This window comes from Sphingopyxis sp., assembly GCF_035250425.1.
Lineage (GTDB): Bacteria > Pseudomonadota > Alphaproteobacteria > Sphingomonadales > Sphingomonadaceae > Sphingopyxis.
On sequence record NZ_DATFFD010000042.1, the window covers coordinates 1 to 13,170 of the forward strand.

Here is a 13,170-nt window from a genome sequence, read left to right on the forward strand (position 1 = left end):
GTCACCGGAAGGCTTGCCGATGTACGAGAGCTTGCGGCGGAGGAGCTTGACTGATGGAGCGCTTTCTCCGCCTGTCGGGCCGCGCCGCCGCGATGCCCGCCGCCAACATCGACACCGACGTCATCATGCCCAAGGCGTTCCTGAAGGGCATCGACCGCTCGGGGCTCGCCCTGGGTCTTTTTCACGACCTCCGTTTCGACGAAAACGGCGCGGTGCGGGACGATTTCATCCTCAACCGCACGGACATGACGGAGACGCGCTTCCTGCTCGTCGGCCCCAATTTCGGCTGCGGCTCGTCGCGCGAACATGCGGTGTGGGGGATGCTCCAATATGGCATCCGCGGCATCATCGGCTCCTCCTATGGCGCGATTTTTGCGGACAATGCCGCGAACAACGGCCTGCTGCTCCTGTCGCTGCCGACAACGGAGATCGCGGCGCTGATGGCCGAGCTCGACGAAGGGGCAGGGGAGATGATGGTCGACCTCGATGCGCAGCGCATCGAAATGGGCGGCTATGCGGCGGGTTTCGACATCGATCCCACCACGCGGCGCGCGCTGATGCTCGGGCTCGACCGGATCGGCGAGACCCTGATGTACGCCGACCGCATCCGCGCGTTCGAGAAAGCCTATCTCGGCCGCAAGCCCTGGCTTATGGGTGCCGATAGCGATGAGCAATAGTCCCGAATATCCCGAACTCATGCCGGGCTTCCGCTGGCACGACGTCGATGCGGACGGCGTGCGCATCCGCGCCGCGGTCGGCGGTTCGGGACCTCCGCTGCTGCTCCTCCACGGCCATCCGCAGACGCATCTGACCTGGCACAAGGTCGTGCCCGCGCTTGCGAAGCGCTTCACGGTCGTCGCGACTGACCTGCGCGGTTATGGCGACAGCGAAAAACTGCCGGGCGATCCCGCGCACGCGAATTATTCCAAGCGCGCGATGGCGGCCGATCAGGTTGCGGTGATGGCCACGTTGGGCTTCGGCCGTTTCGATGTCGTCGCGCACGATCGCGGCGCGCGCGTCGCGCATCGCATGGCGCTCGACCACCCGGACCGTGTCGCGCGGCTCGTGCTGCTCGACATCGCGCCCACCGCGACGATGTATGCGCAGACGAACCGCGAGTTTGCGACGCGCTATTTCTGGTGGTTCTTCCTGATCCAGCCGTTCGACCTGCCCGAACGGATGATCGCAGCCGATCCCGACCATTTTCTCGACCGCCATCTTGCCGGGCAAATCAGGGTCGAAGGCGCGCTCGATCCGCGCGTCGTCGCCGAATATCGCCGCTGCTATCGCGATCCCGCGACGCGCCACGCGATCTGCGAGGATTATCGCGCGGCGGCGAGCATCGATTTGGATCATGACGCGGCCGGCAGCGACCGGCGGATCGAGGCGCCTTTGCTCCTGCTCTGGGGCGAATATGGCACGGTGGGCACCCTCTTCGACGTGATGGAGAGCTGGCAGTCCAAAGCCCGCGATGTGCGCGGGCGCGCGCTGCCGTGCGGTCACAGTCCGCAGGAAGAAACGCCCGAATTATTGCTTGCCGAACTCGCCGCGTTTCTGACCTGAGCTCGGTACGGCGCTCAGCGTGCGGGAAGGATGACCGCGCGGCAATCGCCAAAACCGATCGGCACGAAACCCTCTGCCTGCGCGCTTGCGCGCCGGGTGGTCAAATATCAGACAGCCATCCCGCTTCCGCGCGAACGATCATGTGCCGACAGCGATCGCTTTGAAGCGGCTTGTGAAAGCCGGCCGTCGGGCGTTAGGGGTGCGGCATGGCTCAGCGCATCGATTCTCGCCATCCGTCACCAAGCGACTCTGCGGGTGAGTAAAGGAAAGTCCAACGACGGTGCGCGGCCGACGATGGCGGATGTCGCCCGCGAACTGGGCGTCGCGAAAATCACCGTTTCGCGCGCGCTGTCGAACCATTCGACGGTGAAAGACAGCACGCGCACGCTGATCCGCGAGACGGCCGAGCGCATGGGTTACCGGATCAATGTGTCGGCGCGCAATCTGCGACAACAGCGCACGCGGACGATTGCGGTGGTCATCGAAATGACGCCGTCGCACGAACGCCTGATGAGCGAGCCCTATCCGTTGCTGTTGCTCGGCGGCATCCTGCAGGAACTGACCGCGGCGGGACAGAATATGGTGCTCACCACCATCGACCTGTTTTCGGAAGCGCCGCCCTCGGCCGACGGGGTGATCCTGCTGGGGCAGGGGGTGCACGACGACGCCGCGGCGGTGATCGAGGCGACCGGGCTGCCTTATGTGGTCTGGGGCGCCGAACATGGCCCGCCCGAACGGATCGTCGTCGGCAGCGATAACCGTGAAGGCGGTCGGCTCGCGGCCGAATATCTGCTCGGCCGCGGGCGGAGGCGGCTCCTGTTTCTGGGCGACGCCGGGCATGGCGAGGCCGAGGACCGGCTGGGTGGTTTTCATGCCGGACTGGCGGGTTCGGACGCGGTACTTGTTGCCAATATTCCCTGCGCCTTCACCGTCGCCGCGGGCCGCGACGTGGTTGCGCCGCTGCTCGATAACGGCGAGCCCGGCTTCGACGGCATTTTCGCGAGCAGCGATGCGATCGCGATGGGCGCAATCGAGGCGTTGCGGGCAAGGGGTTATCGGGTGCCGGACGATGTGTCGGTGGTCGGCTTCGACGATTCGCCCGGCGCGGCGCTGTTTTCACCGCGGCTGACGAGCATCCGGCAGGATTGGGGCGTCGGCGGCGAGTTGCTCGCGCAAAAGGTGCTCGCCATGGTGGCCGGGAAAGCGGTCGACTCGCGCGCGATGCCGGTCGCGCTGATCGTCCGCGACAGCTAGAAAACGGGATGGTTTATCGTTTCCGGTCAAGGGTTTCCCGCAAAATGGTATCGATACCTTGACATCGATACCATTTTGCGGGAAACCCATACCAAGAGCGGAGGGCCAAGCAGCCTTCGCCGTGGGTGAGGGCGCGTGGCGACGATCGAAAATCCTTCTGAAGCGATGCGGCTCGTCCGCCATGGCGATGCCGCGACCGGCGCGCAGGCGGCGGCGCTTTTCGCGCTGGCGAACGGGCTGGTCGGCGTCGAAGGGGTAATCGACGAGTGCGCCGACCGGCCGTGCGCCTATCTGCCCGGCGCCTATGTCAGCCGGCCGATTGCCTATCATGAAAGCTTTCCCGGTTACGCGAGCGCGACCGATACGCGCGTTCCGTGCCCCAGCCCGGTGCTGCTGCGCCTGCATATCGACGGCCAACCGGTCGATTTCAGCGGCGCCGAACTCGTCGATACCGAAAGCGCACTCGATTTCGCGACCGGCCAGCTTCGCCGCGCCTCGCGCTGGCGGCTTGCCGGCGGCCGCACGCTCGAAATTGCGGTCGACCGCATCGTCCCCCTCTCCGGCGGTGCCTGCGTCGCGTCGCGGATACACCTCCGCCCGATCGATTTCGGCGGCGCGGTCGAGGCGCGGCTGACTTATGGGATCGAAGGCGCGAGCGCGGGCGGCGCCGAAGCCGATGACCCGCGTATCTCGGCCCGGTTGCGGCCGGTCTGGACCATCAATCCCCCTCTGCCGGGCGACCCGTCCACGGTCACCCGGTTCGCGCAGGATGCTGTCGAGCTCGCTTATCGCCAGCATGTCACCGCGCCCGCCGCCGACGTTTCGGTGGAACGCGCGGGGCATGTCGTGCGCGGCGCGCTGGTCGCCGGCGGCACCCTGACGATCGACCGGGTGGTCGCACTGGCATCCGCCCGCGGCCGTCCGGTCGATCTTGCGGTGCTCGACGATGCAGCGGCTGGCTTCGACGCGATCGCCGATGGCCAGCGCGCAGCGGTCGAGACGCTCTGGGACAGCGCGGCTTTTACGATCGACGGCGACGACGCGCTGACCGAAGCGCTGCGTTTCGACCTGTTCCAGCTCCACCAGTCGGCGAGCCGCGATCCGAACCACAGCATCGGCGCCAAGGGGCTGACCGGCGAGGGCTATGAAGGCCATTATTTCTGGGACGCCGAAACCTTCATGCTGCCGGTACTCGCGTTGCAGGCGCCCACCAAGGCGCGTACGCTGCTCGCCTATCGCATCGGCAAGCTCGATCAGGCGCGGGCACATGCGCGCGCGCTTGGTCACGCAAGCGGCGCGCTTTATCCGTGGCGCACGATCGCAGGGGCAGAATGCTCGTCGCACTATCCGACGGGATCGGCGCAATATCATATCAACGGCGACATCGCCTATGCGCTCGCGCTCTATGTCGTGGCGACGGGCGATGAGGCTTTCCGCGCCGAAGCCGCCGAGATGCTGTTCGAAACCGCGCGCATGTGGATGGAGATCGGCGCGTTCGACGCGCGCCGCGGCGGCGCCTTCTGCCTCTATGGCGTGACGGGACCGGACGAATATTCGGCGCTCGTCGACAACGACTTCTACACCAACGCCATTGCGCGCCGGCATCTCGCTTATGCTGCTGCGACCGCGGGCTGGCTGCGCGCCCGCGGCGATTTTGCGGGGCTGGCCAGCGCGATCGGTCTCAACGACAGCGAAATCGCCGATTGGCAGAGGGCGGCGGACGCGATGTGGCTGCCGGTCGATCCGGTGCTCGGCGTCAACCCGCAGGACGATGCCTTTCTCGGCCGTCCCGAACTGCCCGGCCTTGCATCGCGCGATGGCCAAGGCCCGCTGCTGATGCGCTATCACCCGATGATCCTGTTCCGCCATCAGGTCGCGAAACAGGGCAACGTCATCCAGGCGATGGCGATGGATCTCGTCGATATGCCGCTGTCACGCCAGCGGCGCAATTTCGACTATTATGCCCGCGTCACGACGCATGATTCGACGCTGTCGTCGGTGTCTTTCGCGATCGCCGCGGCGCGGCTTGGCGACGAGGCGGCGGCGCTCGGCTTCCTCAGCGAATGCGCTTTCGTCGATCTGGAGGACCGCCACGGCAATACCTCGCACGGCCTCCACATGGCGGCGCTCGCGGGCAGCTGGCTCGTGCTGGCACAGGGCTGGGGCGGGCTGCGCCTCGACGGTGCAGTGCCGTCGTTCCGGCCGCAGCTTCCCGCCGCATGGAAAGCCTATCGCTTTCGCCTGCAATGGCGGGGCAGCGTGATCGAGCTTGCGGTGGACGCCGCGGGCTGCACCTATCGCCTGCTGTCGGGCGCCCCGCTCGACATATTCGATCACGGCCGCGCGCTGCGCATCGGCGACGCGCCGGTCACCGCGCCGCGGCCAGTGCTGAAGGGCGTGATCTTCGACCTCGACGGCGTGCTCACCGACACGGCCGAGGATCATTATCAGGCGTGGCAGGCGCTTGCCGACCAGCATGGGCTGGCGTTCGGCCGCGAAACCAACCACCAATTGAAGGGCGTTGACCGCGCGGGTTCGCTGCGCGTGATTCTGGATCATGCCGGTGCCAAGGTTGATCCCGCGACCTTCGACGCGATGCTCGCCGAAAAGAACGACCTCTATCGCGAGCGGCTGGCGGACTATTCGCCCGCGAACTTGTTCGCCGGCGTTCGCGACCTGTTCGCGGCGTGCCGCGCGGCGGGGCTGAAGATCGGCCTTGCGTCGGCCAGCCGCAATGCGACCGACGTCGTGCGCCTGCTCGGTATCGCCGGCGAGTTCGATTTCATCGCCGACGCCGGCGCCGTTGCCAATGCGAAACCGGCACCCGACATTTTCCTGGCCTGTGCCGACGGCATGGGTCTGTCCCCCGGACAGTGCATCGGCGTCGAAGACGCGCGCGCCGGAGTTTCGGCCATCCATGCGGCGGGCATGGTGGCTATTGGCATCGGATCAGAAGAGGCGCTGCCCGAAGCCGACCTCAACGTCCCCGCCATCGGCGATCTCACGCTCGGCCAGATCCTGTCGACAGAACGGGAAGCGGCGGCGCGCGGACGCCTTTCAATCAGAACAGGTAAAGTGGAGGATATGCCATGTTGAATCGAACCTATCTGCTGTCGTCGATCGCGCTCGCCGCGCTGCCGGCCACGGCTTTCGCCCAGGAAGCGCCTCAACCCGACGACGCGGCGCCCGCGAACGAAGAAATCATCGTCACCGGCACCGCCGGCGGCGGCGTCAATCGCCAGGATGCGGCGTTCGCGATCACCAGCATCAATTCGGACGCGATCGATCGCGCCGCACCGAACAGCACCGCCGACCTGTTCAAGGTCATCCCCGGCGTGTCGGCCGAAAGCTCGGGCGGCCAGAATGGCGCCAACATCTTCGTGCGCGGCTATCCCTCGGGCGGTGACGCCGAATTCGTCACGCTGATGGTGCAGGGTGTTCCCTTCTTCTCGCCCCCGACGCTGTCGTTCCTCGAAAACACCCAGCTGATCCGCATCGACGAGACGATCGAGCGCGTCGAGGCGGTTCGCGGCGGCACCGGTGCGCTGTTCGGCAGTGGCCAGCCCGGCCTCACCGTCAACTTCGTCCAGAAGGAAGGCGGACGCGATTTCGAAGGACTCGTGAAGGCGAGCATCACCGACTATGGCGACATTCGCGGCGACATGCTGCTGTCGGGTCCGCTCGGTGAGAATACCAGCTTCATGGTCGGCGGCTATTATTCGAGCGGCGAGGGTATCCGCAGCCCCGGCTTCACCGCCGAAAAGGGCGGTCAAATCACCGCCAATATCCGCCACGATCTCGACAAGGGCTCGATCCTCGTCTTCGCGCGCTACCTCAATGATCGCGGTCAATGGCTGCTGCCGATCCCGGTGATCCGCGACGGCGACAAGGTGCACCAGTTCGGCAATATCGATCCCGGCACCGGCGTGCTCGCGGGTCCCGAAACGCGGCTCAGCACGCTTCCCGACGGCACGCGCACCGACCTTGCCGACGGCCGCGGGGCAAAGCTGGTCAACCTCGGCACCAATTTCGATTACGAGATCGGCGAGGGTTTCCAGCTGCGCTATCGCGCGAGCTACCTCAAGGGCGATGCCGACACGACGGGCCTCGTCCCCGCCAGCACCGCGACGACCGCCAACGCCTATGCCGCCTCGCTCGGCAGCACGGTCGGCAGCCTGACCTATGTCAATGGTGGGCAGGCGGTGGCCGGCACACAGCAGGTGATCCGCGCGGGTACTTGGGTCGTGCGCAAGCAGATCGAGGATTTCACCAACGATCTCGCGGTCGAATGGGAAAGCGGGAACAACAAGTTCACCGTCGGCGCCTATTATTCGGACTTCTCGTCGGATGACCAGTGGAACCTCGGCAACGTCCACCTTCTGACCGCCGAAAACCACGGCCGCCTGCTCAACCTGACGCTCGCCAACGGCCAGGTCGCGTCGAGCAACGGCTTTACTCAGGGGTCTTTCTTCAACGTCAACGCCGCCTATGACGGCCGCGAATATGCCTTTTACGCGGTCGACGAGTTTCAGATCACCCCCGAACTGCGCTTCGACGCCGGGATCCGCTACCAGAATTACAAGGCGACGGGCACGATCGAGAACAACAGCTCGGTCGACACGGATAACAACCCGAATACGCTGTACAACAACGGCACGGCGATGCTCAACGGCACCTTCCGCAACATCGCGTACAAAAAGGGTGCGTGGTCGTGGACCGCCGGGCTCAACTATGACGTCTCGTCGTCGGTCGGCGTCTATGCCCGCTATAACCGCGGCAACACCAATCCCTTCTTCGACAATCTGCGCGACGGGATTTTCGTGTCGCCGCGCGTCGACAATTTCGAAGGCGGGGTGAAGGTCCGCACCGATCTCGTGTCGCTCTACGCCACATTGTTCCACACCAAGTTCAAGGGACTGGTGACGACCGTGATCCAGAATGGCGCCCCGGTTGCCGATATCGGCGGCGCGCGCAGCACGGGGATCGAGCTCGAAGGGCAGATCCGCCCGATCGACAATTTCGCCATCGCCTTCTCGGGCACCTGGCTCGATGCGAAGTACCGCGATTTCTTCGCGGGCGGCGGGACGATCGACCTCAGCGGCAATCGCGTGCAGCGCCAGCCGAAGTGGCAGTGGCGCGTGACGCCGTCGTACGACATCGAATTCGGCGAGGGGAGCAAGGTCTCGCTCTATTCGACCTTCAGCTACGTCGGCGACCGTTTCTCCGACACCGCGAACACCCAGTCCTTGCCACATTATTTCAAGATCGACGCGGGGGTGACCGTCGACGTCAATGACGCGCTGCAATTCGCCGTGACCGCCGACAATCTGACCGACAAGGTCGGGCTGACCGAAGGCGATCCGCGCACGCTGGGGCAGACGGGGGGTCAGGTGGTCAACGCGCGGCCGATCCTCGGCCGCTCGGTCCGCTTCAGCGCCGCCTATAAATTCTAGGGGACATCCCTCCCTGGGTGGCCGCGGCCTCTTCGCGGCCACCCCTTCTTTTCCTACAAGGACAGGCCATGGCGCGTACCCGACTGATCGCAGCACTGATCCTGACCTATGTCGCCTTTGCGATGCTGCTCAACAGCGTCGGGACGGTGATCCTCCAGTCGATTTCCAGCTTTGCCGTGACCAAGCCCGAAGCGAGCACGCTCGAAGGGTTCAAGGACATAACGATCGCGGTCGTGTCATTCCTGACCGCGAGCTATTTGCCGCGGCTGGGCCTTCGCAACGCGCTGATCGGCGCGCTCCTCCTCGCGATCGCCGGCTGTGTCGTGATGCCGCTGGCTGGCAGCTTCGGCGCCGCGCAGCTCCATTTCGCGATGGTCGGCGCGGCCTTTGCCATTGCCAAGGTCGTGGTCTATTCGATGATCGGCCTCGTCACCGACAGCCCGCGAAAGCACGCCAGCCTGACCAGCCTGATCGAGGGCATGTTCATGGTCGGCGTACTTTCCTCCTATTGGGTGTTCAGCGCTTTCATCGATCCCACGGGACTACGCTGGCTCAATGCCTATTGGGTTCTCGCCGGGGTCACCGCCCTGGCGCTGGCGCTGCTGCTCTCGGCGCCCGTCGACGCGCGGCGCGGGCACGACGGGGACGATGCGATCGAGGCCGAAGGCGCGCCGATCCTTGCCATGCTGAAGCTCGCCGCGCTGCCGCTCGTCCTCATCTTCATTCTGTGTGCCTTCATCTTTGTCCTCATCGAGCAGGGGATCGGCACCTGGCTGCCGACCTTCAACAACGAAGTGCTGCACCTCCCCGCGCAGATGAGCGTTCAGGCGGCCAGTCTGTTCGCGGCGTGCATCGCGCTCGGGCGCTTCGGCGCGGGCGCGGTGATGGCGCGCTTCGACTGGTATCCGGTGCTCAACATCTGCCTCGGGCTGCTCGCGGCGCTGATCATCCTTGTCCTGCCGCTCGCCGACGGGCTGCGGCCGGGGCCGATTGCCAGCTGGAACGACGCCCCGCTCGCTGCCTTCCTGTTCCCGCTGATCGGCTTCGCGCTCGCGCCCATCTATCCGACGATTGTTTCGGTGATGCTGAGCGCAATGCCGGGGCGCAGCCATCCACCGCTGATGGGGCTTGTCGTCGTTTTCTCGGCGCTCGGTGGCACAACAGGTTCGCTGGTCACCGGACAGCTTTTCGCACATCTCGACGGGCGTACCGCCTTCACATTGATGCTTGTCCCGACGGCGATGCTCGCGGGCGGTCTTTTCTTGCTCCGCCGCAGGATCCAGGTCACAACATCAGGGACAGGATCTATTGAACGGCTTGCGCGATGATTGCGGTGAGCGAAAATCTCGTCGCACCCTTCCAGGACAGTGCGCTGGTGAATTCCGCCGTTGGGGGCTCTAGCGGAACATGAAACGCAATGTGTCGGTAACGACGTGTTCAGTTCATAGGCCGACAGCGGTGTGAGCCGCGCGGCCAGAGCCCGCGCAGGTTCGGGATCGTCATCGCGGTCCTGGTCGCCGGCGACGAGCATCAGCCGGCTCGCCTTGGTGATCTTGCCCTCGGCAAGCTTCTCCGCGAAGGCACATTTCGAAGGCACCGGCCCGCTGACGGCCCAAAAATGGGTTGCGCAGATCGAGGCCGAGCGCGCGGCGAAGACACCGATGAAATAGCTGGCCCCTGCTGTTCGACGAAGCCGGCGGTTGCGGCCGCGTCGCCCAGAAACCGTCGCCGGTTGATCCGCGAAATGGACGAGACGTGGCCGGTCGTCCCGAGCGGCACTATGGATCGGCCTCAAAAAAAGGGAGGGCCACTGGGCCCTCCCTTCCTCTTTCATTTGTGTCCGCGTCACTTCATCTTGAAGCGCACGCCGAGGCGGAAGGTGCGGCCCAGCAGGTCCGAAAATGTGCTGTTCGCGGCGAGGCCGGTTTCGGGCAGCAGCAACGGATCGGCGTCGAACAAATTGGTGACGTTGAAGAAGAACTCCGCCTCCGAGCCGCTCTTTACGCTGACCTTCTGCGTCAAGTTGAGGTCGACGTAGAACGTCCCCTTGACGTTGTTGTTGTCATAAGTCGGAGCCTGGCTGGTCGAGGTCGGGCACCCGGTCGTGCATTCGATCGCGTTGGCCAGATATTTGCCCGAGCTGACCCCGCGGCCGACGACGGTGCCCGAGAAGGTCGGCGTCTCGTAATTGAGGCTGGTGCGGAAAATCCATTTCGGGGTGCTGGACTGGCCGCCGTTCGCGCCGACGGTGTTGACGGGCGTGACGCCGGTGATGCCGGTGTCCGAGAGATTTTCGATGTAGCGTGTCGCGGTGCCGCGCAGCGTAATGCTGCTTTCTCCGCCGACCGGCAGGCGATAGGCGGCGTCAAAGTCGATGCCGCGCACCAGCTTGCTGACGAAGTTGAACGGCTGGCTGCGGATCAGCAGATAAGGCACGCGCGGCGGGCCGGGCTGCGAGCGAGCCGGATCCTCGGTGATCGCGGCGCAATATTCCTGCCGTCCTTCATCGCAGCGATTGACGATTTCCTGCGCGGTGATCGTGTCGATCGCATCCTCGAGGTCGATGCGGAAATAATCGACCGATGCCGAGAAGCCGGGCAGGAAGCGCGGCGTGATCACCGCGCCGATATTCCACGAATCGGCCTTTTCAGGCTTCAGATCGCGGTTGCCCGTGGTCAGGCCCGAATAGGGGAAGAATTGCGGCCCGGTGGCTGGGTTGCCTGCAACGAATTTGGGGTTGCGCACCGAATCGCTGTTCGCGGTGCCCGCCTGGAACAACTCGTTCAGGTTCGGCGCGCGAATGTCGCGCGACCGCGTGACGCGGAAACGGATATCCTCGATCGGCGCCCAGGTCGCCCCCAGCTTCCAGGTTGTGACATAGCCCGAAGTCGAATAATCGGTCGCGCGCACCGCGCCGTTGAACTCAAGGCCAAGGCCCAGCGGGACGACGGTCTCGAGATAGGCTTCCTTCACATTATAGCTGCCCTGGAACGGCAGGTAGTTGCCGACTGACCAGGCGTTGCGGAAGCCGGGGCGCCCGGTGGCGTCGACCGTCGCGATCGGCTGGAACTCTTGCGGAACGCTGCCGCGGATTTTTTCCTTGCGATATTCGGCGCCGACCGCGATGCTCACGTCGCCGGCCCAGGTCGCGAACGGTGTCAGCGACAGGTTGGCGCCGGTGACGAACTGTTCCAGCACCTGCTTGCGATACGGATCGCCCAACACATAATCGATCGCCGCCGGATTGGCGACGCCGATGCCTAGGCGGTTCAGCGGCACGCAGTTCGGGTCATTGTTGGTGGTGACGGCGTCGACGTTGATCAGGCACTGGATCGATCCGGCGGCATAGCCGCCCGCGTTGCCCGCCGGCGCGAAGGCGGCGTTCGTCGCATCTCTCATGCGGTCGACGTGCATGATGTTGCGGAGCTGTTCGCGGAGGTCCGACCGGCCATATTGGCCATAGACGTCCCAGCGCGCCGACTTGCCGAACGCGTCGAACTCACCCTCGGCGCCGACGACGTAACGCTGCACCGCGCGCTTGTTGTTGATGCCGCGGAAGGGCAGATCGGCGGCCGTGGTCGTGATGCTGACGCTGGTGACGTCCGCGAGCCGCGCCGCGCCCAGCGTTTGCAGCGCGAAGGCGTTGCAGGTGATGGGCGTCGGGACGGTCGTGCAGCCGGTCGTGTTGAGCGTCGCCGAGGCGAGGTTGGGACCGGCGTTGAAGAAGACTTCCTGCTTGTTGTACGCCCCTTCGGCGAAGATTTCGACGCCGTCGGCGACTTCATAGCTCAGTCGGCCAAAGACGCCCCAGCGATCGTCCTTCGGCGCAAGGCCGATCCGGCGGCCCGAATCGTTGAGGCGCCAGTCGCCGCCGACCGTGCGCGTCACTGCGGCGCTGCCGCCCAGCGCTGGCGAGTTGAAGGAACCGTAATTGAACTGGTTTACCTGGCCGTTTTCGCTGAAATAAAGGCCACGCAGCCCGTTGTTGTTGCCCGCCGACCCGGTGATGAATCCGCCCGGCGCCTGGTTGGTCTGACCGGCCTTCTCGCGGAAGGTGATGAACTGGGGCTGGCCGTTCCCGACGCCGCCCGTCACCACATAGGCCGGGTTCGCAAAGGCCAGATAGCCCCGGTGGTTCCACGGCCGGTCCTTCGGGTCGATTTCGTAGATGCCGTCCTGATGCGCGATCTCGGCGTTGAAGACGGCATGGCCGCGGCCGTCGGCGAACGACAGGCCGCCCGCGACGCTGCCCGAATAGTTGAAACCGTCGCCCTTGTCGGTGACGCCGATGTCGCCTGTGATGCGCAGCCCCTCCATCTTCTTGTTGAGGACGAAGTTGACGACGCCGGTGACGGCGTCCGAGCCATAGGCCGACGATGCACCGCCGGTGACCACCTCGACGCGATCGACCAGCGCCTGCGGGATCGTGTTGATGTCGACCCAGCCGAAGATCGTCGAACCGACCGACCGGCGGCCGTCGACGAGGACGAGCACGCGGTTTTCGCCGAGGTTGCGCATGTTGAGCGCGTTGATGCCCGCCGAACCGTTCGAGATGTTCAGGCGCGAATTGGCGGGCTTGGTTGATCCGGCAAGCTGCGGCATCTGGTTGACGAAGTCGGCGATGTTATTCGACGGCGAGGTGTTCTGGATGTCTTGCTGCGTCAGTACGACCAGTGGGGTCGGCGCCTGAAAGCCGTCGCGCGCGACGCGCGATCCGGTGACGATGATCTGGTCGTCGGGCGCTGCTTCGACGCTGTCCGTCGAGGTGGCCGCCTCCTGTGCCAGCGCCGGCGCGCTATGGACCAGTGCCAGTGCAGTCATCGCCACGCCGAACTGGCTTTTGCGGCCCAGCGGTCGACGAATTCGTTCAAAATCACGCATATCTGCAGTCCCCTTTTTA

General features: G+C 65.1%; 7 protein-coding genes. 6 read left to right on the top strand and 1 reads right to left on the bottom strand.

What is annotated here, in order from left to right; genetic code table 11:
* Positions 1-53 precede the first annotated feature (53 nt).
* From leuD to VJ811_RS02900, 6 genes are all read left to right on the top strand, one after another.
* Complete coding sequence (gene leuD / locus VJ811_RS02875) at positions 54-677, top strand: 3-isopropylmalate dehydratase small subunit (protein ID WP_324070770.1); 624 nt, start codon at positions 54-56, stop codon at positions 675-677.
* The gene (locus VJ811_RS02880; RefSeq protein WP_324070771.1) at positions 667-1,563 is read left to right on the top strand and encodes an alpha/beta hydrolase; all 897 of its coding nucleotides are present in this window, start codon (positions 667-669) and stop codon (positions 1,561-1,563) included. The genes leuD and VJ811_RS02880 overlap by 11 nt, the downstream gene beginning before the upstream one ends.
* Positions 1,564-1,818: 255 nt before the next feature.
* Complete coding sequence (locus tag VJ811_RS02885; RefSeq protein WP_324070772.1) at positions 1,819-2,817, top strand: LacI family DNA-binding transcriptional regulator; 999 nt, start codon at positions 1,819-1,821, stop codon at positions 2,815-2,817.
* A 135-nt stretch (positions 2,818-2,952) separates the two neighbouring features.
* Positions 2,953-5,913 carry a beta-phosphoglucomutase gene (pgmB, locus tag VJ811_RS02890; RefSeq protein WP_324070773.1) on the top strand — a complete coding sequence of 987 codons (2,961 nt, stop codon included), beginning with the start codon at positions 2,953-2,955 and terminating at the stop codon, positions 5,911-5,913.
* On the top strand, positions 5,907-8,270 hold the full coding sequence (locus tag VJ811_RS02895) for a TonB-dependent siderophore receptor (protein ID WP_324070774.1): 2,364 nt from the start codon (positions 5,907-5,909) through the stop codon (positions 8,268-8,270). Before pgmB ends, VJ811_RS02895 begins: the two co-directional genes overlap by 7 nt.
* 68 nt (positions 8,271-8,338) lie before the next feature.
* Entirely contained in the window at positions 8,339-9,598 is a 1,260-nt protein-coding gene (locus VJ811_RS02900; RefSeq protein ID WP_324070775.1) for an MFS transporter, read from the top strand.
* 517 nt (positions 9,599-10,115) lie between these two features.
* On the opposite strand, the gene VJ811_RS02905 is transcribed toward VJ811_RS02900, so the two are convergent.
* Complete coding sequence (locus VJ811_RS02905; protein ID WP_324070776.1) at positions 10,116-13,151, bottom strand: TonB-dependent receptor plug domain-containing protein; 3,036 nt, start codon at positions 13,149-13,151, stop codon at positions 10,116-10,118.
* Positions 13,152-13,170 lie beyond the last annotated feature (19 nt).